This window comes from Microbulbifer sp. GL-2, from assembly GCF_007183175.1.
GTDB lineage: Bacteria > Pseudomonadota > Gammaproteobacteria > Pseudomonadales > Cellvibrionaceae > Microbulbifer.
In genome coordinates this window covers 2520348-2543386 of the sequence record NZ_AP019807.1, presented here as the reverse complement: position 1 = coordinate 2543386, position 23039 = coordinate 2520348, and the positions used below count along the sequence as shown (strand labels likewise).

Below are 23039 nucleotides of genomic sequence, written 5' to 3'. Positions count from 1 at the left end.
ACCGAAGGTGGAATACGAATGATTTGTATTTAGAAAATCATGCGGGTAAAATTTCCGCTATTCAAGCTTTTTTTTGAAAAAAATATCTGGATGAGAAATTCTGCACAGAATTGGGCGTCTGTTTATCTGTTTATATTTCAACCCGCGGAGTACCTAATGCGGCGAACCCTTCACCTGCGAAAAATCAACTGGGTAGTAGCCAGCCAGGGAGCTGCCCAGGTTGTGCTGCTCACCCAGATCCCCTTGATTGTCGAGCGTTGCGGCTTGAGCCTGGCCAGTATTGGAGGCCTTGTTGCACTGGGCACCCTGTGCCTGATGTTGGCGGGGCCGGTATGGGGTGAGCTGGGTGACAGGATAGGCCGCAAGCCGGTACTACTGGCGGGATTAACCGGGGCGCTTCTCGCGCAGGGGCTGTTTGTGGCATTGCTGATAGCTATGGCACAAGGCCGATTGCCTGAAGAGGATGCAATATTAGCCCTGGCAGCAAGTCGAGTGGTGTACGGCTTGAACGCTGCAGCCATCTACCCCTGCTGCCAAGCCTGGGCAGTTGAGTTGGGCGAACAGGAAAGGCGCCTCTCGATACTCTCGGGCCTCAGTGCTGCAGCAAACCTGGGCCGGGGCCTCGGCCCCCTGCTAGCCCTGCCTGCGCTACTGGCTGGTGACCTGTGGCCGCTTGCCTGGCTTGTTCTGCTGCCTCTTACTGCACTGTGGTTAACACTGGGGCTGCCCCAAGCAGATGCGGAAAACTCCCCACCCGACTCCGATGGAAACACCGCCCTGCCTCCGGGAGCACTAGCACTGTTTGCCACAGCTCTACTCAGCACGGTCAGCGTCGGACAGCTGCAGGTAGTGATGGGGCCTGTGCTCAAGGATCTTTACAGTTTAAGTGCCTTGGGAGCTTCTTCCGCCACTGCCGTGTTACTGGCTGCGGTGGCTATCTGTGGGTTCCTGGTACAAGTAGGGTTGGTGCGAAAGCTCAAGGCACCGCAAATGAGCTTTATACTCGGGGTTATATCACTAGCCTCGGGCAGTATGTTGCTCTCCTCCACCCTGGGAAGCCTGCTTGCAGTTTTCGGTTTACTGGTTTTTGTGGTTGGTATCGCTTTCCTGGTACCCGGTTACAGCGCCCTGCTGAGCCAATCCAAACAGCGTGGCGGCAGGCTCTTCGGTCTTTTGGCGCTGATGCACACGGGTGGTTACACCATCGGGTTCGCAGTGGGCGGCTGGTTATATGAGCATCAACCCCAGCAGCCGCTGTTTGGGCTACAGCTCAGTGTGAGCCTTATCGCGGTATGTGCAGTAATTGCACTCTTCCTTGCTAAAAGAAAGAAGGAACAACAAGTGAATTTAGAATATTGACTAGTAAACGACCTTTCAGGCTCGGCATTAAGGCTATGTCGAGTCCCACTTCTGCGGAAACCAAGAGGGGAAGAGGGGGCCAATATAACTAACTATCTGCCCCCGGAATACTCTACAAGTAACGTTGCCAGAATTCTGCCTGGCCAAATTCTTCATCCAGGGTATAGGGCTTGAAGCCCACTTTACGGTAAGAGTTCTTAGCTGCGAGGTTTTTTTCCAGTACTTCCATCGTCAGTTTGCAGCAACCCCGTTTTTTTGCCTCATTCGCCACAAAATCCATCATAGCCAAGCAAACTCCCTGGCCGCGAGCGGTTTCACTAACGATCACATCGTGAATATTAATCAGGGGCCGGCAGGAAAAAGTGGAAAAGCCAGTAAAACAATTTATCAAACCCAGGGCCTGGTCCCTCTCATTGCTATAGGCCAGCACCGTAAAAGCGCCGGGAAACTCTGCCAGCTTTGGCAGGAGCTGGTGGCGGCATTGCTCAGGCAAAGGCTCTCCCCCACCGAAAGGATGGCGGGAGTACTCATCCATTAATGCGATAATATCGGCACCGTGACGGCTATCTGTATATTCCGCCATCACAATGCGCACGGCAGTGGATACCCCTGATGCTGCGAACTTCATCCATACTACTCTTTCTGTTTTTTTGATATCTACACTTTGGAAAAAGACCAAAGTATTCCAATTATAAAAACAGATTTCTTTTAATTTTGCGACTTGTTAATTTCCCAGGGCAGTTTGCCTGCATATTTTTCGATGTCTGCAAATAGTTTCGGTGTCCATGGTTTTCTTGACAGACTCTTTCTAATAGGAGTCTCCCTCAGTCTCCGCGCTCGCAGGTTCTTCTTGCACACTACCCCAGTCACCCCCGTCTTCATCAGCGGGACCGGATAAAGAATTGCGTAATCGGGCACGTCTAGCCTGTAATTGACGCATTCTCAAGCGATGACGGTCCATAAAACCTGAACGCAACAAGGTGCGCTGGCGCCTGCCGGGTCCGGAGTTTTTCTTCCTTGCCATTATTCTCACTCCTTTTATTGGCCCAAGCACAGTGCTTAGACTGATCTCAAGTTATTAGTCACAGTTTAGGTTAGACCAATCCCTCTTGGCCCGCATGAACAAAGCCGCTATCCTTCGGTCACAATGTCCAATTGGTCACATCAGGATACAACTGCATTGCACCCGCTCAATCATCTACTGAAAAATAACCAGCAATGGTCCGAAGCCACCCGAGAAGAAAACCCGGATTTCTTCCTCAAGCTGTCTAAACAACAAACACCGGAATATCTCTGGATAGGCTGCGCAGATAGCCGTGTGCCCGCCAATGAAATTGTGGGCTTATTGCCAGGGGAGCTGTTCGTACATCGAAATGTCGCCAACGTAGTCGTACACACCGACCTCAATTGCCTGTCGGTGTTGCAGTACGCGGTGGAAATTCTCAAGGTGAAACATATAATCGTGTGCGGTCACTATGGCTGCGGTGGCGTCCAAGCTGCCCTGCACAACGAGCAGCTGGGCCTGATCGACAACTGGCTGCGCCATATTCAGGATGTTCGCGATAAACACCACACCCTGGTCGATCTGTTTCAAGAACAGCAACGTACAGATCTATTGTGCGAACTCAATGTGCTGGAGCAGGTAATCCATATCTGCCAGACCACCATAGTACGAGATGCGTGGCGGGCCGGGCAGCAGCTCTCAGTTAACGGCTGGGTATATGGTCTGGAAGATGGCCTGGTACACGATCTCGGCATCTCTATTAGCCACCCCGGGGAAATTGCTGACACTTACCAGAGTGCCCTCACCAAAATAGCCCAACGCAACACCGAATAGCAGCGCCCCCTGCCGAACTCCCTTATATTTGCCCTTGTAAAAGACCCAGCCCCGACTGCTCTCCCGCAGTCAGGGCTACAAGGCTTGAACAGGGAACCGTCATGTCCGAATACCGCGTGTGGGAGTGCCAAAATTGTGGCTGGATTTACGATGAAGCCAAAGGCTGGCCCGAGGACAATATAGCTCCAGGCACCCGCTGGGAGGATATCCCCGCAGATTGGTGCTGTCCCGAATGCGGCGCCAGCAAGGGCGAATTCGCCATGCAGGAAGTCCCTTCTGGGAAACCAAGCCCCGCTACAGATAACAGCACCCACAACAATTCTCCTCTGCCCAAATCCACACTCACCTACCGCATCTGGGAGTGCATGGTGTGCGGTTGGGTATACGATGAAGCCAAAGGCTGCCCTGAAGAGGGTATAGCCCCCGGTACCCGCTGGGAGGATATTCCCCAGGACTGGAGCTGCCCCCAGTGCGGGGTAAGTAAAGAAGAGTTCGACATGGTACTGGTATCCAATGCACCAGTGGATGCCAGCCCAACACCACCAGTTGCGAACGCGCAAAAGCCTCTGGTTATCCTCGGCACCGGCCTGGCCGGCTACAACGTGGCGCGGGAGTTCCGCAAGCTGAACAGCGAATTCCCAATGCTGTTAATTACCGCCGATGATGGCGCCTTCTACTCCAAGCCTCTACTGTCTGCCTCTCTCTCTCACGGCAAGACTGCACAACAGCTGAGTCAGACCAGCGCCGAGGAAATGGCCAGGGAATTGGATGCGGAAATCCTGGTGCATACTTGTGTATCCTCAATCGAATCGAAGACCAGGACACTCACCCTGCACCAGGAAACCGGCGACCACAGCGCAAAGATTTGCTATGACCGATTGGTGTTGGCAACCGGTGCAAGCTGCCACACCCTCCCCAACATAGAGGGAGATGCCCACTCACGCCTATTCCGCATTAACAACCTGGGAGACTACCATCGCTTTCGCACAGCGCTGGTAGGGCAAAAGCGAGTGCTTCTGATCGGTGCAGGATTGATTGGCTGTGAATTTGCCAACGACCTGGTTCAAGCTGGCTTCTCGGTGGAAGTAGTAGAACCAATGGGGTGGCCTCTGGCATCACTGCTACCTGAGGAGGCTGGCAACGACCTGCGAAAAGCACTGGAAAAGTGCGGGGTACGCTTTCACCTTGGCACCTCTACTCAAGCACTTAAGCGTATTCCAGGGGGCCTGGAAGCCCTTCTCGATAACGGCGAAAGCCTGCAAGTGGACATTGCCCTCGCAGCACTGGGCCTGCAAGCGAATACTGCACTGGCGGAAATGGCCGGACTCACAGTCAAGCGCGGTATTAGCGTCGACCGGCATCTGCAAACCAGTGATAAAAAAATCTACGCTCTGGGTGACTGTGCCGAAGTGGATGGCCACCAGCTGTTCTTTGTCGCTCCACTGATAGCCTGCGCTCGCAGCCTGGCAAAAACCCTCAGCGGTGAAAAGACCCCAGTGCGTTATGGCGCTATCCCGGTCGCGGTAAAGACCACCATACACCCCACCACTGTTTGCCCACCCCACCCTGGTGCCGAGGGCCGCTGGCAGGTGTTCAAAGAAAATAAGGGGGTACGCGCTGAATTTCGTAGTCTTTCGGGGCAACTGCTCGGATTTGCTCTTACAGGCAGCGCCATTTCAGCACGCGACCGCCTCAGCCACGAGTGTGTTCCAATTATGAATAACACGTCACATTCGGCCTGATAACCGAGCTTCTTTCGCTAGTATTAGAGGCAAAGCGCGCAATGAGTAAACTTTTACCGTAAAATGGCGAGCTAGCACAGATTTTGTACAAGCAAGCTCCGTATGACGACAGAAAGAAGCCCCATCATTACACCATCTGCCCATCAAGGCCGCCTATTGCGCGACACACTGGGCCAGTTTGCCACTGGTGTCACCGTCATTACTACACAAGACACTAACGGCCAACCTGCGGGAATGACCGCCAACAGTTTTAATTCTGTATCCCTGGACCCTGCACTGGTGCTATGGAGTATCGATAAGCAATCCCTCGGCTACGAAGCATTTACCACCCGCGAGCACTTCGCTGTGCATGTTCTACGTGCCGACCAACAACATGTTTCCAACCTGTTTGCCGGTCGCGGAGCGGACAAATTTGGCCAGGTGCACTGGTACGAAGGCCCAAATGGTATTCCCCGCCTGGACGAGTGCGCGGCCTACTTCCACTGTCGCCGCCTACAGTGCATCGAGGGTGGGGATCACACTATTCTATTGGGTGAAGTATTAGAGTTTGCCGCTCCCGGAGGTGAACCATTGGTTTTCCATCGCGGCCGCTACCGCGCCCTGGCCGGTGATTAATCCCGCTTTGGTATCCTTTGGCAAGTAGCAAGTTATTTTTCAGGGGTTCGCAACGACCAGTTTTTTTACTCGGGCACTATTGAAAATACATTTTTATACTTAGACATCAATAAAAACGATAAACTTTGGTGGTGACATAACCCCTTCGTAATAATTCCATGGCAAGCTCCCGTAAACTTTCTGAGTGGATTCACAGGTAATGACTCCCGGCACCTTATTCTGCTTCGCGCACCGTGGTTACCCGCGCCGAGCCAGCGAAAATACCCTACAGGCTATTGGCCACGCACTGGAACTATCAGTCGGAGGTATTGAAGTTGATATTTGGAATGTGGGTGGCGAACTTCTAGTGAAACATGACCGGCGCCTGGGCCGTTTGCTTGCCGGCTCTGAGTTAATTACTGAGATGCGCCCCGAGGCACTACGGGAGAGACCCCTTCCCTGTGGTAATACCATTCCAACTCTTCAGGAAGTAATGGAACTGGTCGGTGACAGTGCCCAATTGAACATTGAAATTAAAGGCCCTGACTGCGCGGCCTTGCTAGCTCAGGAAATACGTGGCTTTGTCTCAGACAAAGGCACTACTTTCGATCAGTATATTATTTCCTCCTTCGATCACCGCCAGCTCTATGAGTGTCTGCGCCTGCTGCCAGAAGTGCGACGTGGAGTATTAATCAGTGGGGTGCCCCTGGACCTGGCCACTTGCACCGCGCCACTACAGGCCTACTCACTACACACCAACCTGGATTTTATTTGTGCAGATCTGCTTGCCGATGCCAGGCAACGAGGTCTTAAGAATTATGTATTTACTGTTAATAACCCCAGTGACTTGGCAATGCTGGCCGCACAGGGGGTGGACGGTGTCTTTTCTGATGAGCCACAAATAGTGCTGGACTTTAATACGCGGATACTTGCAGGTGGAGTGTCCGGCTAAGCCCCCCAGTAAATAATTTAAGATCAGACAAAAAATAAACCCGGCATTTTAGCCGGGTTTATTTTTCTCAGACTACAGCGTTGATAGTCGTTGCTGACAGCCCAATAAAATTTGGGAAATTTCCACCATCACATTGTAATTCTACTTTAGAAATCAGCACTGGCACGCAAATACCAGAAGCCGCCGTTGAAGCCAAAAGGTGAGGTCAATGCCTGATCTACGCCCAGGAACTGCAAGGTTCCATCCTGTTCGTCATCAGGCTGTACGTCAAAGATATTCTCACCACCGATGGCAATTTTGTAGTTCTCATAGAGCGTGAAGGTTGCCTCCAGGTCCACCAGTATCTCACTACCGTAGCTATAAACATCCGAAGCATCACCCGGCCCAAACAGCCCCCCTGTTGACTCCCAGCTACTATAACGATTCAGACGTAAATAACCGCTGAAGATATCTCCAGTATCAAAATCCAACGTTAGTGTGGTGCGATCACTGGGCACCTGATTTTCCAGGTCAAAAACCCTGGAGGCATTGATGGTATTTTCTGCCACATTACTCACTTCCTGCTGGTTATGATTATGGCGTAAATCTACTACTAATAAATTGCCCGCCACCTCAAAATCACTGGTAACTGCCAGGTCGATACCCGAAATCTCAGAGTCATAGGCGTTGACAAAATAGTTGGCATTACTACCACTCAAAAGTGCCGCATTTTCCACTCCCGCCCCCTGAAGGAGTTCAACTTCGGCATCCCCGATCGCATTATTACGCAAGGCCAGGCGATCCTCGATATCAATGTTGTAGTAATCGACAGTAATGCTGGTGTTATCAAACGGTGAAAAAACCGCACCCAAGGTAAAACTGGTGGATTCCTCTGGGCTTAACTCCGCAGCACCCAATGCCATAGCAACCGGGTGACTGACCGGATATGTACCATTCGGGATCAGGTTACCACTGGAATCTGCGGTTGTAGTGACATTCAGGGTGTTGACCTGCCCAGGAGTGGGCGCGCGGAAACCAGTATTTACAGTACCCCGCAGGGCGAGGCGCTCATTGATGTCATAGCGGGCTGAAATCTTCCAGTCGGAGGTAGACCCAAACTCATCATACTCTTCAAGACGCAATGCCGTACCTAGCGTCAGTGCATCAGTTACGTCCGCTTCTAGGTCAATATAAGCAGCAATACTCTCACTACTGTAACTGCCGACAGCCTCAGTGGGGAAGCCCTGGAATCCATCTGAGCCCACTCCAAAATAGGCTGCCGTCGGGCCCACTTCAGTGGAAGCAGAGTCACCGGCGCCGATTGAATAGGTTTCCTCTCTCCACTCAGCACCAAAGGCTACGTTTAGCGGTGAAGCTAAAAAAGCTAAATCCACAGGTTTCACAAAATCCGCATTAAGGCTGGACTCTTCCTGGGTAAGAGTGCCCGGCTTAAAACTGGTGGGCGACAACAAACCGAGGCTGGGGTTGATAGAATCTTTCAGTACATATTCCACCTCATTCTCCGCGACCCGCGCACGTAGGTCCCAGGTCAGTCCATTTTGCAATTCACCTCGAGCACCTACCACGGCGGAAATATCGTGAATTTCTGCACCGAACTGGGGGTTATAGCCGCCAGGGAACTGGGTGTAGATGGGGTTGCGCAACACATATCCACTGGGGCTGGAATTATCGGCTACCAAATAATCGGATGGGTTTAACCCCTGGCCAATAATGTAATCAATCAACGACTGCGGTGCCGGATCTGGCAAATAGTCGACACTTCCAGGGTCATTAGGATCACTGGGCATATCCACCTGTAAAGTACCGCGAGCGGTAAATTGATGTTCCGGGTCAAGTACTGGACCACGATAGAAGAAGTCTGAAATAGTATCGTTGGTTGAGTAACCAAAATTTCCGTACAGCTCGACATCATCATTAACATCCAAGCCGCTGTTTACAAAAAATTTCAATGTCTCCACATCTGGATCACCCCAGCGCTGGCCAAGCCCGTCGAGCGGCACCAGATCTTCTCCAACCACAGATCCGACAAATTCGGCATCGGGGCGGGCGACACCGCGCCAGGTTTTATCGGCCTTGGAATATTCCACAGTGCCATTGACAAAGCCCTTATCCCAGAGGTTAAAGCCTGCATTGGCCGCTAAGCTGTTACGGGCCCCATCTCCTTCAAAATACTCACCAGTTTGTGCAGAAAAGCCAAAACCTTCTGCATCATCCTTTAAGATAATATTCACTACTCCGGCAATAGCGTCAGAGCCATATTGGGCCGAGGCGCCATCACGCAGCACTTCTACCCTTTCTATGGCCATAGATGGCAGCGTGGAAAAATCCACAGCCTGGGCACCCTGGTTAACCGTTCCCAGCGGAGCAAGTTGTAAGTTTACAAGGGCTGAACGGTGCCTACGTGTACCGTTAACCAGCACCAGTGTCTGGTCCGGAGATAAGTTGCGCAGGGTCACTGGACGAATAAATGCTGTTCCATCCGCAATTGGGAAACGCTGGGTATTAAAGGAAGGGGCAATTTTTGCCAGAGATTCTGTCAGGTCAAAACTGGCCTGATCAGCCAGGTTATCACCACCGACTACATCGACTGGGGACAGAGTTTCTGTAGGAGAGACACCCTCCTTGCGGGTACCGGTAGTAATCACCTCTTCCATCGCCCGGTCATCGACAGCCGGGGATTGCTCGCTTTGCTCCTGCGCAAAGACGCCTGGAGCCGTAAGTGCGACAGCGATTGCCAGCGACAAAGGTTTTAGCAAATAGGTTTGCATGTTGCCCGTCCTCTCTTTTCATTATTAATTCGGACAGCACACCACTGGATAACCTTGAATAGTGATGCACAGTATTATTCTTGCGCGCACTGAGACCTACAGAGCACTGTTTATTGCTGTGGGAATATATCAGTCTGATCCGGCCACTGAAAATTTTGGCGTCAGTGCTAAAAGCCTCTTACTTTTTGGCATTTTCCCTCGTCTGATTAGACAACAGTTACCCTGGAAACCAAAACTCATGGCGTTTAAATTCATTTATGTTAATAGTTGACACACCTGACTAACAGTCATTGCTGTCAGATGTGTCAAGTTTTCAAATTTCCATTGGAAATTATTGATAGGAATCACGTGCCCAGAGAAAAAAGAATCCCTGGGCACTCGCTATTATTGCGGGGTATAGGTGACATCCAAATCAAAACTGGAACTCAGGCGACTGTATCCACGAACCATAATATAGGCCTCGCTGTCACCATTCGGCACCTGCAGTGTGCAGTTCTCGTCAGAGCCACTCTCATAAGGCCGACAGTCGTAATAGCGCCAGGTGGGTGCAGCCCCAAAACGCACATACAAATCAGCATCATTTGTTCCAGTCATATCCGCCACAAAATTTGTACCTGGCGTCACACTGAAAGGCCCATAATGCTTTTCTCCACCGCGTGAAACACTATCAGAGAAGTTTTCCGTCTGCTCTTGGCCCGGATCGGGATCGGGGTCTGGATCAGGGTCAGGACCGGGGTCGTCACCAATATATCCCTTGGCCAGCTCCCCCACATAGGCTGCCGCCAGCTTGCCAAATTTCACAGCATGGTTGGCATCCCCACCACTATTGGCGAGTGTGTCATTGATAGTGTGGATATAAGGGTTAGAGCCATTAAAGGTCGCCTCAAAAGGGAAAGACACTGCGTAGCCCTGATCATGCCAGGAGGCATGATCAGAACAGGCATAACCACAATTTGTAGTACCGACGCTAAGGTTCCCCTGATAAGTTTGCACCAAGTCCTCAAGAAATGAGTTCTGAGCGCTATTGGTGTAATCACCAATGATATAAATGTCACTGTTAGAACCGTAGTAATTGGTCATATCCAGCTGTAACACACCAATCACATTTTTGTTCTGGTTCTTGTAATCGGTGGCTATGTCATCGGAGCCACGTAAGCCAACTTCCTCAGCGGCATACCCCATAAATGACAGGGTTTTAGCCGGCTTGTAATCTGAAGTAACTATGGCGTTGATCACGTCAGTCAGAGTCGCAATGCCCGAAGCATCATCATCAGCTCCCGGTGCGCGGGTGCCCTCCCCAGTACCAAAGCCCACAGTGGAATCCAGATGTGCTCCCAATACCACTATCTCATCAGGATCCGTTTGCCCCTGGATAGTGAGAATAACCGAGGGTTGAGCCCAGCTATGACTATAGAGTTGTACCGACACATCACTGCGAGAACTGGTTAGGTCCTGCCACTTATCCCGAATCCACTCAGCACTATCTACTCCAGTTGTCGTAGTGTAATAACGATTGGTAAAACTCGACAGAGTTTCAATAGTTGAACGAATGTTGGCCTCAGAGATTTTTCCCTGCAGCGCATTGACCACATCGGCATTATCAACCGAGTAATTGGCAACGCTACTCACCGTGCTCACTAGAGGAGACAACTGTGCGGCCCGCGCCTCCTCCAGAGAATCATGCACCATAAAGCCACCACAACGATTGTGGCTATTATGCATAATGGTAGATATATCGGATAAATTACTCTCATTTACCTTCAATATCGTTATATCGTTGCGCTCTCCTTGTGCAACAAGCGGCTGCTTGGATGACAGTGCACTATTTTTTTTCAGGGTTTGATAACCGTCGCTACCAATGGTTATCCACAACTCCTGTGCCAAAGCAATGCCAGGCATTGCCAGAAGCCCTATCAGCGATGTACGAATCATTTTTTTCATTATCTTCTCCACATTGATTTATTCCCCCTGCGCAAATCGGCATATCCCAGAAAAACACAAGCGGGCACCGTACAGCCATGCAAAAAACTTGCACAAACAGCAATGCCGGAAATCAACAACCTTTAAATAATGAACATACTATCGAACTTGATGACGCAACCTGCCTTAAAAGGAAATACTACAGGTCATCCAGAATTATTTTTATTATTTAAATTTTTAAAAGCGCGGGAAAACAAGTAAAACCAACTTGATTAGCTGGCAACCCAAACCGTAACACAGACAAACAAATACTGAAATAATTTAGCAGTATTCATCAAAAAATAAATCATAAATTTTAAGAATAAACCAAAACCAGTAATTTAATAATATTAAAGAACTGCTAATAGCGATACGCACTAGGAATAACCCTAAAAAGCAACATCCAGAAATCTCACGCTTAGAAAAACCCCAATAAATAAGAGAAAAATAAAACATCTTCGAATATAAAATATGCCATGACCAAATCATTCGGGTAACTGCAATGCATAACTTATTTGATTAGTAAAATTGAGCGAGAAATTAGACATTAACCAGGAACACTTGAGTAGTTCCTGGTCACTCAGCTGCAATACACTCACCCACCCCACATAACATACTCAATAGTCAGTCAAGTTACTTTTGATACCTATAGTCATCGCTCACCAGCTGGCGTGCTTTCACATCATATATCCACTAGAAACTGGCAGGGATAGGTAGAAGCTGACTCATCCCTATTCTGGGTATACTCAGGAAAGCCTGCTCCCCACAGATAAAACTATCGATCTGCGGTATCTGCTCCATCTCCCTGCCTCCGGGTAATGCCCAACGGAGCGGCGTTGAGCCTGTATCACCTCAAGGAAAACCATCTACTTCAGCATCGTATTGCCATATGCCAATCTGAACCTCCCAAACCAGCTCAATATCTAACTCACCCAAAGCTTCTTCAATGATCTTCAGCCTACAGTCAGGTTCTCTCGATTAAGCTGCCCCAATATCCAGATAACAGGACGTAACAGTGCAGTTAAGATACGGAATCCTCCTCGCCGCCTTTCCCATTCTGATTACGGGTTGCGCCACAATGAGTAAAGATGAGTGCCAGCTGGCAGATTGGCAGGCTGTGGGATACGAGGATGGTGCTGCGGGCAAAGATTTGAGTTATATGGGTAGGCGCCGTGAGGCGTGTGCAAAATATGGTGTTCAGCTCAATAGTAATATCTATCGACGTGGACGCGATGACGGGCTTGAGCTTTTTTGTACCGAGCTACGCGGCTTTGCCGAAGGGCGCTCTGGGGAAAACTATAATGGTGTCTGCCCGGCAGACCTGGAAGGACTGTTTCTACGTGGTTATGATGCCGGTCGCAATATTTTTGTGGCACAAAGTGCAGTGGCAGAGCTGGAAGTAGCAATTCACGATTTAGAGTTGGAGCGTGAGCATATACAGGATGATATAACAGAGATGGGCACCCTTATCGTGCTTGATGAAACTAGCCGGGATGAGAGAATCACATTGCTGGCAGATATTGCCCGCCTGAAAGTACGTCACATAGAACTGGGACTCGAAATTGATGATCTCATTTTCTCCCTGGCCCAACGGCAAGCTGAGTACCAGAGTGTCCTCGCCAGCTCACCTTATCAATAATAATAACCTAGCAAAACCTCCCAGCTCTAAGGCATCTCATTTAAGGATGCCTTTTTCCACAGCTCGGTTAAGCTTCCCCTCTATCACCGACCATAAATCCCCACTGCCTTCACCAATTCGGCTATTCAGGGAAAACACTTGTTCTTTATTTATATCATGCGCCCTCCAAGTATGACCGTCACCATAGAGATTTTGCAGTAGCGGTGGAACCCGGTCAATCGCACGGGCAAAGCGTGATTCCGCGGTATCACCAGCCTCAAACTCCCGCCATAAATGCAGGTATTCCTCCCCATGGCCATCAGGCAACTTGGACAGTAAGCGTTTTACCCCCTCTTGTTCCAGCGCTTTTTGCTTGTCAGTTTCTGCCTGATATACAATCATATCGCCAGCATCTATTTCACCCAAATCATGGATTAACAGCATCTTGATGACACGGTCAATATTGATTGATTCATTGGCATAGTCTTTTAACATCAACGCAGCCAAACATACATGCCAGCTGTGCTCGGCTGAATTTTCACGGCGGTTTAGTCCTACAGGGCGGGTCTGACGCAATATATCTTTCAGTTTTTCCACTTCCACCAAAAATTCAAGGGTCTGTTCAATTTCCTTCATAACACATCCTTACCTTTCACTATCAGCTGAAATGTTAATCTATAATTTCCAGGTATCAATTTAGGCCGAAAGGCGCTTTCCCTCCAGACAAATCTTTAATCCTACTGAACAATGTACAGAACAAGAAAAACCTGAAACACCATAAGCAATAAAAATAATATTTAGCAGGCTTGTTATACCCCTCTCAAAAGTCAGCCCTCAAGCTTAACAATAAACAAAGCCAGGCAATCCCATATTCACCTAGTGAAAAATATTTCCTGCAAAGATTACTCTTTGACTTTTCCTCGCATCGTTTTCACTTGAGAGCGCCTATTTTTACTTTGTAGCCGTCTCTCTTTTGCTCCACGGCTAGGTTTGGTGGGAATGCGGCGCTTAGGAATTTCCGCTGCTTGCTCAATCAACTGCTGTAAGCGTGACAAGGCATCTTCTCGATTTTTTTCCTGAGTACGGAAATTCTGGGCTTTTATTACCACTGTACCATCGGAGGAAACCCGCCTATCGCTTAATTGCAGTAATCGCTGTTTTATCTTTTCTGGAAGTGATGACGCAGGGATGTTAAAGCGAAGATGAATAGCACTGGAAACCTTGTTAACATTTTGGCCTCCCGCGCCTTGGGCGCGCACCGCACTGAACTGCACTTCATCCAAAGGTACCTGGATTTTTCGCCGGGCATTCAACATATCACTCCCAATTCTATAAAAACAATCAGCTCGCGCTTGCTTCTGAAAAGCACTTATGCAGTTTAAGGTAATTTCTACTTAACGGTGAAAAAAGCCACAGGTTCGGTACCTAAGTACCTATTATTTCTGCCAGAGTACTTTACACGATGAAGGTCCAGCGCCTAACTGCGAAGCGAGTAATTTTAGAGTTACTACGCATTTACCTAAAAACAATCATTCAGTACTATTGCGCCACTTTTGTAGAGTGCCTCTCAAAGCCACTTCAACACTGACGTGACCACGCAGACAGCCTCTTTGACCGTGACTTATTTTATTGTCCTGGTCAAATCCGCTAGTATTGCCAAGCTTCCTTGAGGTACAGGAACAAAAAACAATAAAGACGTACACCCCGTTGTTTCCTCTGGACTCCTCCCGATGTCTCCCTGGGTGTGCGATTACCGCGACTAGGAGAAAACCATGCCCAACGTCAAACGCAGCCTCGCGGCCGCTATTGCACTTGTGACCATGACCAGCGCCTCTGCATTTGCAGAGGAATCAGCTTTTAGCCAGGTTATTGCCTTTGGTGACAGTCTGACCGACGTAGGCAACTACGACGTATTTACCAATGGTGGTGATGCCAACGATATTGCCATCAATATCCTTTCTCAAAATCTGGGACTGGGACCTGTGACTGCTTCCTGCTCTGGAATGCAATCTCCTTTCTGCCTACCTGTTGTTGATCCAGCACTGAGCACTGCAGAACTTGAAGACTCAGTTTCAATGCAGGTTACCAGCGGTGCACTGAATGCTGGAAGTGTTTGGGCTGTAGGTGGCCACAAAGCTGCTGATGTATTAATGAATGTAATCGGCACCGAGAACTACACAGCTTTCCTTGAAGCCAATGGATTGCAAGATAGCCCTGCCCGACACAATGTCCTCAGCGCGCTGATGCCCCATGTGGGAGCTGATGGCCTTCCAGCCTACCCAGAACCTCAGCTTTTGGGCCTACTGCTTCTTAAACAGGAAGAAGCTAAGCAACTGGCAATAAAAGCGCAAACTGCACAATCACAAGGTGATTTGGCCACTGCACTTGCTCTAGGCGAGCAAGCGAAAGCAGCCAAGAACGAAGCTGAACAAGCATTACAAGCCATTATTGCCTCCACCGGTACCTCTGGAAACCCACACCCTTTGGGCCGGGGCTACCTGGAAACCACCTCTGGAACAGCTGATGCCAATGCCCTCTACTGGGTCAATGGCGGTGGCAACGACCTGCTGAGTGGCTTCCAAAGTGTCGCTGACGGTGAGATGAGCCTGGACGAAGCTACCGCTGAAATCGGTATCGCCTCCGCTATGCTGGCAACTGCAGCCGGCGCCCTGTCTGGCGCAGGCGCCAACTATATTCTGGTATCCAATGTACCCGATATCAGTAAAACACCTGCTGTTTATGCAGCAGCTAAAGAAGCTGTTGAATCCAGCGAGAGCGCAGCTCAACTTGAGGCAGCCGTAGCCGCAGGCCTGATGACACAGGATGAAGCCGACGCAACTCTAACGGCTGCCATTGATGAGGTTCTGGTAGATGCCAGTAGAGCCTCCGAAGCCTTTAACGCCAGCCTGCTAGCCCAAGCCAAAGATATTGACGGCGTGCTGATGGTCGATCAGGCCGGCCTGCTCAAGGTAGCACTGGAAAACGCTGGCCAGCTGGGCCTTTCCGCTGAGTTCGACCAAAGCCAGTACTGCTACGACGGCAGCGGTGGTGAATGTATTGAGCACCCGGTTTACGGTATCAGCCAGGATACTGCTGACGCCTCCAAACTGGTCTTCAACGACACAGTACACCCTACCCAGGTTGGCCAGCAGGTACTCGCCGACTACTATACCGCCATCGTGAACGCGGCCCAGGTTGCCGGCCAGTTGCCCGATATCGGTGCCCAGGCGGCCCGCACCCACACCAACAGCCTGGATGAAAACCTCGCCGGCGTACGTTACAGCCAGGCCCAAACTGGCGTGTTTGTGGGCAGCGTCTTCGGTGACATTGATTACGATAACGGTTTTGCCGCAGATATGAGCGGAGATAGCGATGCCAACCTGATCGGTATGACTTATGCTCTGCGTGACAATCTCGAGCTTGGCTTGGCAATAAGCCGCTCCGATATCGATGTGGATAATGCCCGTTCCGATATCGAGTCTACCTCTACCAACTACAGCCTGTTTGGTCGTTTCCACCACGATATTTTCTTCGTAGAAGGTAGCGCGACCCTGACCGATGTCGATTTTGACCAAGTGAATCGTGCCCTGACCCTCGGCAACAGTTTCTCGTCTGAACTGGAGGGGGATACCTCTGGTGAGAACACTACCCTGAGCCTGACCGCCGGTGCCAACCTGTTTAGTTATTCCAGCTTCCAGTTTGGTCCCTTCGTTGGCGTAACCAAAGCCACCATGGAAGTGGACGGCTATACCGAAGATTCCATCGAAGGCTTTACCTATACCAACCAGGCCGGCAATGAGTTTGACCCTCTGGGTATGAACTACGGCGACCAGGAACGTCGTTACACCACCATGCGTTTTGGCGCCTTTGCCAACAAAAGCTGGAACACCGTTAATGCCTACGCCCAGATCTGGTATGAGGATACTCGTGGCAACGACGAAGACACCCTTGAGGTGGGCGTTAAGTCTATGGCGGGCAACATGAATGCCATGCCCAGCTACTCCAGCGTGGACCAAGGACTCTTCGACGACGGCATGGGCTTGATCGCTGGTATTCGCTGGCAGGCGGCTGAGGCCATCGCCCTGAGTGCGAATGTGACCTCTCGCCCAACGGCAGAGACTGCATCCGTAAACGTAACCTACCGCTTCTAATCCGGCGATAGTGTTTCCGTTTGTGCCCCCCGATTTGGGGGGCACTCTTCCCTCCCCCCGCTCCCCTCTTTGCTACTAACTCTTCACAAACACTCGCCAAGAAGTGCCTCCCAAGGCAAAATAAGTGCCCAATTCACTCACTAACTGGGCCCAATATGTTTCAAATAAATACGCCCAATCTGGTTTTGCTCGAGCTTGGCACTGGCGATGCAGATCTAATGCTCAACTTGCTTAACGATACCGATTTTTTACGAAATATCGGCGATCGCGGTGTGCGCAACCTGGAACAGGCGGGTGAATATATTCAGGCTGGCCCTGTCGCCATGTATCGACAACACGGTTTTGGCCTTTATAAAGTACAGCTTAGTGATGGTACCCCCATCGGCACTTGCGGCCTGATCAAACGCGACGGCCTTGATGATGTAGATATTGGCTTTGCCTTCCTGCCACAGTACCGCGGTAGAGGCTACGCCCTGGAGGCCTCACAAGCCATAATGCGCCACGGACATAAAGCCTTGGGCTTGGCGCGTATTGTCGCTATCACCCGCCCTGACAACACCCCCTCAGTGAAGCTATTGGAAAAGATCGGGCTAAAGGCTGAAAAGAGAATCACCATGCCAGGAGAGACTGAGGCGCTGCTACTGATGGCCTGGGAAGCGAATACAGAAAGAGATTATATAAAAGAGGAATAGGCGCAAAGTTTTTACATACTCAGAAGTTATTAAAAATCTTGTTTCAGCTCCAGCCCTCGGCATTATTTTTTTCTAGTATCGAAAAATTTACCCGTAAACCAATACCTTACAAAGATTGTGGTTACTTCGTTGACATGCTGAAGAGCTGGGCTAGTCTCCTTCTTACCAACCAGGAGAAGACAACCATGATTATCGCGACAGATATGCCTGAAGTCAGCAAATGTGCCGCTACTCAATGCGCCTACAATGCCGATGACGCTTGCCACGCCAGAGCGATTACAATCGGCGATGGGGCAGATCCCGATTGCGATACATTTTTCACCAACTCAAAACATACACGCAGCTCTCGCACTGCTGGCGTTGGCGCCTGCAAAATGGAGGACTGCAAATTCAATGATGACTTTGAGTGCTCCGCCGAGAGTATTCAAGTTGGACACACTGGCAAATCGAATAACTGCCTGAGTTACACTCATTAAGCGGGCGCAACTACTCCAGCCTCAATCAAAAATCTTATAGCCCAATTTAAAAAGCCCGACAAAAATCATTTGCCGGGCTTTTATTTCTATGCGTATTAATAAGCAGGCTAATTTAACTTTCCCACCAGCCTCAATTCACTGCCTGCAAATCTGCTTTTTCTTTCTGTAGGCTGTCACTACCTCGTGGCTCCCACACAATACCTTTCACATCGGAAAACTGCCTGAATAAATCTTTATAGTGAGCATCCAATACTTTTCGTTTGATTTTCAGAGTTGGGGTAAGGAATTCATTTAAAGGAGTCCACTCCTCCTTGCAGATAAACATCGTCTTGATACGTTCGTGATGGGGTAAGCGCTCATTAACCGATTCCAATACTCGGTGAAGTTGTTCATTGACCTCGGCGCGGGGCATTCTCTCTGCAGTTTCAGACAGAGTAGCTAGCATTACCGGCTGATCCATACCATGTCCCAAAACGCACAGTTGTGCCAGAAGAGTCTCGTTGCCAAAGTGGCCCTCCAGTCGGCTGGGCTGGATAAACTTCCCTTTGCTGGTTTTAAAGGTTTCGGAAATTCTCCCGGTAATATGTAACAGCCCATCCCCATCAATATAGCCTGAGTCTCCGGTGTGGTAATAGCCATCACGGATAACTTCCGCTGTTTTCTCAGGCTCCAAGTAATAGCCCTTCATAAGGGAGCCACTCTTGAATAATATTTCTCCCTCATCAGAAATCTTCAACTCACAGCCATGGTATGTTTTGCCTACCGTACCCGGTACGGGGTCCTCTCCAGGCAATACAAAGCAACCGTAAATAAAATTTTCTGTCATGCCGTAACCATCGGCGATCTGCATGCCCATACGCTCATACCAGCGCAACAGCTCTATGGAAATAGGTGAAGCTCCCGTTACCAGCATCCTCGCCTGATCCAGACCAAGTCCAGCACGCACCTTGTTCTTTAGCCAGCTACTGAGCCCTGGTATGCGCAGTAAAACATTTTGTAGCGCGGGCGGAATTTTTTCATCAATGCCTTCTTTAAACTTGGTCCACAACCTGGGAACCGAGAAAAACATTGTAGGCCGGGTAAGCTGTAAGTCCTCTAGGAAAGTATCCAGGGATTCGGGGAAGTGTACCGGGGTGCCCGAATAGAGACAGTGAAATTCAACCAGAATACGCTCTGCAGCATGGGCTAGTGGCAGATAGGAAAATACGCGATCGGAATCATTGAACCCATAGCCCCGAATCATATTTGGCACAACAAAAATGACTGATGACCAGGTATGCATAACGCCTTTCGGGTTTCCAGTCGTCCCGGAGGTATACATTATGGTGAAAAGGTCATCCTCATTGAATACCGGGCTCTCCTCGTAACGCTCACTGGAGTTAATAATCTCCTCCAGCTCTTTATCACAGTGGACTTCACAGCGTTGAATAGCCACGCTCGACAAAGTGTCAGCTACCTCCTGCAACGCAGCATTGTTATCGGTGGCACCACAGAAAAGGATTTTTGATTCAGAGTGCTGCAAAACGTAGGACATGGAAGAAGCAGATTGCCCAGGATATAAGGGGACACTGACCATCCCTGCCAGCATGATACCTACATCGACAATAATCCAGTCGGCGCAGTTTTTCGCGTGAATAGCGATACGGTCTCCGGGCTCAAATTGACTGCGCAGATAACCGGCAATTCTCCGGGACCTATCCATTACTTCACGCCATGTATACTCACGCCACTGGCGACGTTGCATCTGGCGGAGAAATACCGTTTCCGGCTCTTCGGCCTCTCTCTTATAAAGAAGCTCCAGAGGCTGGAGGCCCTTCACCTGCTCGTATCGTTCTTCCGGGGTCATCGCTTTCCTCACTCATTATTGTGTTTATTGTGATTTGGTACGTTCCAGCGCTCTCCATATCCTGCACCCAGGTACTACATGGATTCGGCGTACTGCGTCTAAGGTATTCACCCAAAGTGCCGCTTCGAACTAAATTACCACTTTAGCCTGCCATGGAAAGGCCCTTTTCCGGGAAATGGCAGTCGTGACACATAAGAAAGGCAGAATCTTCTTATCTTTATTGTTGATTCAAAGTTACTGAAGTTCAGTGATTAGTGCAATTCCTCACCTCCATCAGGAAACTTCAATTCTTCTTGAATTAAAATAGACTGACCAGTCTCAATCAAAAAAGAAGTTAGACAAAGTAAATCATACTTTGGGGCATTACAGCTTTCAGCCCAATTAAGGAGCTTGACTTTTGGTACCCAGTCACCCCCAAAGAAACCACCAGCTAGCTCACAAGTAAATCAAAATCGATACCAATCTACTGTATAACCCCTTAACGGTAGACTCTTTAAAAGGAGCAATATTCGACAACCTTAAATTTTTTATAGCCAAAAAAATGAGACTGCACAAAAACAAATAACCAATAAAATAGAAAGACCAGGTTTATTTCGAGAAAACATTCTCATAAATCAAAAATCTAGTTTGTCATACAATAGATCTTTTGACAGCCCCTCATACAATCGAAAAATCGAGATCTATTTCAGTCCGAAATCCCGTTCAGCCTGATAGAGAAGTTATTTCAGTTTTTTATATATAGCCGAATTTTAGCTATCACAACTTAGTGAGTATTGGAGGGCTGGAAAACAGGAGAGGCCTATTAGAGGGAAAATTTCAACAACACACCTTACAAGCATCAGGTAGAGGAAATTAACAAAGGGAATAAAACAGGAAGAAAAGGACAACCTCAAAATATACGAATAAAGAAGTAAGCTAAAGGCAAATGGGGTTCCTCCCATTTGCCCCTCCGAAATACTAACCTACCTTTTCCCCATGCGCCTGCTTATCAGCATGGTAAGAAGAGCGCACCAAGGGGCCACAAGCAGCGTGCTTGAAACCGATTTTTTCAGCATAACGACGATACTCTTCAAACTCATCCGGGTGTACATAGCGCTGAACAGGCAAATGCTCCTTGCTCGGCTGTAAGTACTGACCGATGGTGAGCATATCGATATCGTGCACACGCATATCGTCCATCACTTGGAAGATTTCTTCCTTTTCTTCACCGAGTCCCACCATCAGGCCGGACTTGGTTAATACATCCGGGCGACGTTTTTTGTATTCCTGTAACAGTTTCAGAGACCACTTGTAGTTGGCACCTGGGCGGGACTCCCGATAGAGGCGGGGTACAGTTTCCAGGTTGTGGTTAAACACATCCGGCGCTTCCTTTTCCAGAACATCCAATGCCGCATCCATACGCCCGCGGAAATCCGGGGTAAGGATTTCTACCTGCAGGTTTGGTGAAAGATCGCGGGATTCACGGATACAGTCGGCAAAATGCTCTGCACCACCATCGCGCAAATCATCACGATCAACCGAGGTAATTACCACATAGCGCAAGCTCATAGCTGCAATGGCTTCCGCCAAGTTTTTCGGCTCTTCCGGGTCCAGGGGGTTAGGTTTACCGTGGCCCACATCGCAAAATGGGCAGCGACGTGTACATATTTCTCCCATGATCATAAAGGTGGCAGTGCCACCACTAAAGCACTCACCCAGGTTCGGGCAACTGGCTTCCTCACAGACGGTAGAGAGCTTTTGCGAGCGCAGGATACTCTTGATACGGTCCACTTCTTTAGACGCGGGCACTTTGACTCGAATCCAATCCGGTTTGCGCAGGACGGTATCACTGGCTATTACCTTAACCGGGATGCGCTCGACCTTCTCACCATCACGGAGTTTCTCCCCCTGCTGGAGGCGACGGGTGCGCTTTACCGGCACCAGATCGGGTTTATCAGCCATTACTTAATTCCTGCTGTTCCGCGCTCAGTTGCGCCAAAGTATATTCATCTAGCGGCTGCCACTCTGCCGGTGACAACTCAAGAGTACGCAATAATTCACGCACAAAAATCTCTGCCACCTGTTGCCAGCTGGGCAGCTCCTGCAGTAATTCCGCCATCTGCACCATTTGCATACCGGCGTAACCACAGGGGTTGATACGAAGAAAAGGGGCAAGGTCCATATCGATGTTGATGGCGATACCATGGAAGCTACAACCACGGCGCACACGCAGTCCAATTGAGGCAATTTTATTGCCGCTGCGCGGACCATCAGTCAGGTAAACTCCCGGTGCATCTGCACGGGGCGCTGCCGCGATGCCAAATGTCGCGAGCATCGCCACGGTGGCACATTCCAGCGCAGTAACCAAGTCGCGTACGCCAATTTTGGCCCGGCGCAGGTCCAACAGCGGATAAACCACCAACTGGCCGGGGCCGTGATAGGTAACCTGTCCACCACGATCCACCTGGACCACGGGGATATCACCAGTATTCAGCAGATGCTCAGCTTTACCGGCCTGCCCTTGGGTGAACACTGGCTCGTGCTCCACACACCAGATTTCATCAGCGCTGTTGTCATCGCGCACATCGGTGTAGCGGGACATAGCCTGCCAAACGGTCTCGTAGTTCCGCCGGGCGAGATTGCGCACAATGGTCATCAGAGCACCATATGAACCGCAGGGTGCTCTTTCAGCTCCTCAAACAGGGCTTTGAGCTGGTCTTCACCGGTAGCGAGGATAAAGAATGTCATCGAAGTGAATTTACCGGTACTACTGTCGCGCAGGGTAATCCGATCCTCTTCCAGCCCAGGGGCATGGCGGCGCATCACATCCAGCACAAATTCGTGCGCTTGATCATTGGCATCCCGCACCACTTTGACCATATAGTCTTCGCAGGGAAATTCAATTTTCGGGGGTTGCTGATTGGGGTCTTGGCTCATACCGCTCTCCGAGGTCCGGCTGTCAGATATCGAGAAAAAGCTTAGGCACAGCCGGGCGGCGATTATACAGCGAGCGGTGTATAGAGGACAGGGAGTAACGGGGGAAGTGGACAGGGATTTCGGGGAGCT

The 23039-nt window shown here is 49.8% G+C and carries 19 protein-coding genes; 9 read left to right on the top strand and 10 right to left on the bottom strand.

Going from position 1 to position 23039, the window contains the following annotated elements:
• The first annotated feature begins 156 nt into the window (after positions 1-156).
• Positions 157-1359 carry an MFS transporter gene (locus tag GL2_RS11045; protein WP_172621121.1) on the top strand — a complete coding sequence of 401 codons (1203 nt, stop codon included), beginning with the start codon at positions 157-159 and terminating at the stop codon, positions 1357-1359.
• A gap of 112 nt (positions 1360-1471) precedes the next feature.
• Here GL2_RS11045 and GL2_RS11040 read toward each other — a convergent pair whose 3' ends face one another.
• Both GL2_RS11040 and GL2_RS11035 read right to left on the bottom strand, forming a co-directional pair.
• Positions 1472-1987, bottom strand: a complete 516-nt coding sequence (locus GL2_RS11040; protein ID WP_143730706.1) for a GNAT family N-acetyltransferase — start codon at positions 1985-1987, stop codon at positions 1472-1474.
• A gap of 180 nt (positions 1988-2167) precedes the next feature.
• The gene (locus tag GL2_RS11035) at positions 2168-2383 is read right to left on the bottom strand and encodes a hypothetical protein (protein ID WP_143730705.1); all 216 of its coding nucleotides are present in this window, start codon (positions 2381-2383) and stop codon (positions 2168-2170) included.
• Positions 2384-2539: 156 nt separating this feature from the next.
• Here GL2_RS11035 and can point away from each other — a divergent pair, with 156 nt between their 5' ends.
• The 4 genes from can (at position 2540) to GL2_RS11015 (ending at position 6484) form a co-directional block, all read left to right on the top strand.
• A complete protein-coding gene (gene can, locus GL2_RS11030) occupies positions 2540-3196 on the top strand; it encodes a carbonate dehydratase (RefSeq protein ID WP_143732868.1) in 657 nt (218 codons plus the stop codon).
• A gap of 101 nt (positions 3197-3297) precedes the next feature.
• Complete coding sequence (locus tag GL2_RS11025) at positions 3298-4938, top strand: FAD-dependent oxidoreductase (RefSeq protein WP_143730704.1); 1641 nt, start codon at positions 3298-3300, stop codon at positions 4936-4938.
• Between the two features lie 102 nt (positions 4939-5040).
• Complete coding sequence (locus GL2_RS11020; protein ID WP_143730703.1) at positions 5041-5553, top strand: flavin reductase family protein; 513 nt, start codon at positions 5041-5043, stop codon at positions 5551-5553.
• A gap of 199 nt (positions 5554-5752) precedes the next feature.
• Positions 5753-6484, top strand: a complete 732-nt coding sequence (locus GL2_RS11015; protein WP_143730702.1) for a glycerophosphodiester phosphodiesterase — start codon at positions 5753-5755, stop codon at positions 6482-6484.
• A 146-nt stretch (positions 6485-6630) separates the two neighbouring features.
• Here GL2_RS11015 and GL2_RS11010 read toward each other — a convergent pair whose 3' ends face one another.
• Both GL2_RS11010 and GL2_RS11005 read right to left on the bottom strand, forming a co-directional pair.
• Entirely contained in the window at positions 6631-9252 is a 2622-nt protein-coding gene (locus tag GL2_RS11010) for a TonB-dependent siderophore receptor (protein ID WP_143730701.1), read from the bottom strand.
• 384 nt (positions 9253-9636) lie between these two features.
• Positions 9637-11193 (bottom strand): M28 family peptidase, encoded by a 1557-nt coding sequence (locus tag GL2_RS11005; protein WP_143730700.1) that lies wholly within the window; start codon positions 11191-11193, stop codon positions 9637-9639.
• 1033 nt (positions 11194-12226) lie between these two features.
• On the opposite strand from GL2_RS11005, the gene GL2_RS11000 reads away from it, so the two are divergent.
• Complete coding sequence (locus GL2_RS11000; RefSeq protein ID WP_143730699.1) at positions 12227-12850, top strand: DUF2799 domain-containing protein; 624 nt, start codon at positions 12227-12229, stop codon at positions 12848-12850.
• 36 nt (positions 12851-12886) lie between these two features.
• On the opposite strand, the gene GL2_RS10995 is transcribed toward GL2_RS11000, so the two are convergent.
• Together GL2_RS10995 and arfB are read right to left on the bottom strand one after the other, a co-directional pair.
• Positions 12887-13465 (bottom strand): HD family hydrolase, encoded by a 579-nt coding sequence (locus GL2_RS10995; RefSeq protein WP_143730698.1) that lies wholly within the window; start codon positions 13463-13465, stop codon positions 12887-12889.
• 266 nt (positions 13466-13731) lie between these two features.
• Positions 13732-14145, bottom strand: coding sequence for an alternative ribosome rescue aminoacyl-tRNA hydrolase ArfB (gene arfB / locus GL2_RS10990; protein WP_143730697.1), 414 nt, complete (start codon positions 14143-14145; stop codon positions 13732-13734).
• Positions 14146-14601: 456 nt separating this feature from the next.
• Here arfB and GL2_RS10985 point away from each other — a divergent pair, with 456 nt between their 5' ends.
• The 3 genes from GL2_RS10985 to GL2_RS10975 all read left to right on the top strand — a co-directional run bounded on the left by GL2_RS10985 (position 14602) and on the right by GL2_RS10975 (position 18148).
• Complete coding sequence (locus GL2_RS10985; RefSeq protein WP_143730696.1) at positions 14602-16980, top strand: autotransporter outer membrane beta-barrel domain-containing protein; 2379 nt, start codon at positions 14602-14604, stop codon at positions 16978-16980.
• Between the two features lie 155 nt (positions 16981-17135).
• Positions 17136-17672 carry a GNAT family N-acetyltransferase gene (locus GL2_RS10980; RefSeq protein ID WP_143730695.1) on the top strand — a complete coding sequence of 179 codons (537 nt, stop codon included), beginning with the start codon at positions 17136-17138 and terminating at the stop codon, positions 17670-17672.
• A gap of 185 nt (positions 17673-17857) precedes the next feature.
• Entirely contained in the window at positions 17858-18148 is a 291-nt protein-coding gene (locus GL2_RS10975; protein ID WP_172621120.1) for a DUF1540 domain-containing protein, read from the top strand.
• A 130-nt stretch (positions 18149-18278) separates the two neighbouring features.
• On the opposite strand, the gene GL2_RS10970 is transcribed toward GL2_RS10975, so the two are convergent.
• The 4 genes from GL2_RS10970 to GL2_RS10955 form a co-directional block, all read right to left on the bottom strand.
• Positions 18279-19994: an AMP-binding protein gene (locus tag GL2_RS10970; RefSeq protein WP_143730694.1), complete on the bottom strand. Its 1716-nt coding sequence runs from the start codon at positions 19992-19994 to the stop codon at positions 18279-18281.
• Positions 19995-20951: 957 nt separating this feature from the next.
• Positions 20952-21935: a lipoyl synthase gene (gene lipA, locus GL2_RS10965; protein ID WP_143730693.1), complete on the bottom strand. Its 984-nt coding sequence runs from the start codon at positions 21933-21935 to the stop codon at positions 20952-20954.
• Positions 21928-22629 carry a lipoyl(octanoyl) transferase LipB gene (gene lipB / locus GL2_RS10960; protein ID WP_143730692.1) on the bottom strand — a complete coding sequence of 234 codons (702 nt, stop codon included), beginning with the start codon at positions 22627-22629 and terminating at the stop codon, positions 21928-21930. The genes lipA and lipB overlap by 8 nt, the downstream gene beginning before the upstream one ends.
• A complete protein-coding gene (locus GL2_RS10955; protein WP_143730691.1) occupies positions 22629-22910 on the bottom strand; it encodes a YbeD family protein in 282 nt (93 codons plus the stop codon). Before GL2_RS10955 ends, lipB begins: the two co-directional genes overlap by 1 nt.
• Positions 22911-23039: the final 129 nt, after the last annotated feature.

Bases quoted from the DNA above. Each gene is read 5' to 3' on its own strand.
- GL2_RS11045 (WP_172621121.1), top strand. From the start codon at position 157: ATGCGGCGAACCCTTCACCTGCGAAAAATCAACTGGGTAGTAGCCAGC.
- GL2_RS11040 (WP_143730706.1), bottom strand. From the start codon at position 1,987: ATGAAGTTCGCAGCATCAGGGGTATCCACTGCCGTGCGCATTGTGATG.
- GL2_RS11035 (WP_143730705.1), bottom strand. From the start codon at position 2,383: ATGGCAAGGAAGAAAAACTCCGGACCCGGCAGGCGCCAGCGCACCTTG.
- GL2_RS11025 (WP_143730704.1), top strand. From the start codon at position 3,298: ATGTCCGAATACCGCGTGTGGGAGTGCCAAAATTGTGGCTGGATTTAC.
- GL2_RS11020 (WP_143730703.1), top strand. From the start codon at position 5,041: ATGACGACAGAAAGAAGCCCCATCATTACACCATCTGCCCATCAAGGC.
- GL2_RS11015 (WP_143730702.1), top strand. From the start codon at position 5,753: ATGACTCCCGGCACCTTATTCTGCTTCGCGCACCGTGGTTACCCGCGC.
- GL2_RS11010 (WP_143730701.1), bottom strand. From the start codon at position 9,252: ATGCAAACCTATTTGCTAAAACCTTTGTCGCTGGCAATCGCTGTCGCA.
- GL2_RS11005 (WP_143730700.1), bottom strand. From the start codon at position 11,193: ATGAAAAAAATGATTCGTACATCGCTGATAGGGCTTCTGGCAATGCCT.
- GL2_RS10995 (WP_143730698.1), bottom strand. From the start codon at position 13,465: ATGAAGGAAATTGAACAGACCCTTGAATTTTTGGTGGAAGTGGAAAAA.
- arfB (WP_143730697.1), bottom strand. From the start codon at position 14,145: ATGTTGAATGCCCGGCGAAAAATCCAGGTACCTTTGGATGAAGTGCAG.
- GL2_RS10985 (WP_143730696.1), top strand. From the start codon at position 14,602: ATGCCCAACGTCAAACGCAGCCTCGCGGCCGCTATTGCACTTGTGACC.
- GL2_RS10980 (WP_143730695.1), top strand. From the start codon at position 17,136: ATGTTTCAAATAAATACGCCCAATCTGGTTTTGCTCGAGCTTGGCACT.
- GL2_RS10975 (WP_172621120.1), top strand. From the start codon at position 17,858: ATGATTATCGCGACAGATATGCCTGAAGTCAGCAAATGTGCCGCTACT.
- GL2_RS10970 (WP_143730694.1), bottom strand. From the start codon at position 19,994: ATGACCCCGGAAGAACGATACGAGCAGGTGAAGGGCCTCCAGCCTCTG.
- lipA (WP_143730693.1), bottom strand. From the start codon at position 21,935: ATGGCTGATAAACCCGATCTGGTGCCGGTAAAGCGCACCCGTCGCCTC.
- lipB (WP_143730692.1), bottom strand. From the start codon at position 22,629: ATGACCATTGTGCGCAATCTCGCCCGGCGGAACTACGAGACCGTTTGG.
- GL2_RS10955 (WP_143730691.1), bottom strand. From the start codon at position 22,910: ATGAGCCAAGACCCCAATCAGCAACCCCCGAAAATTGAATTTCCCTGC.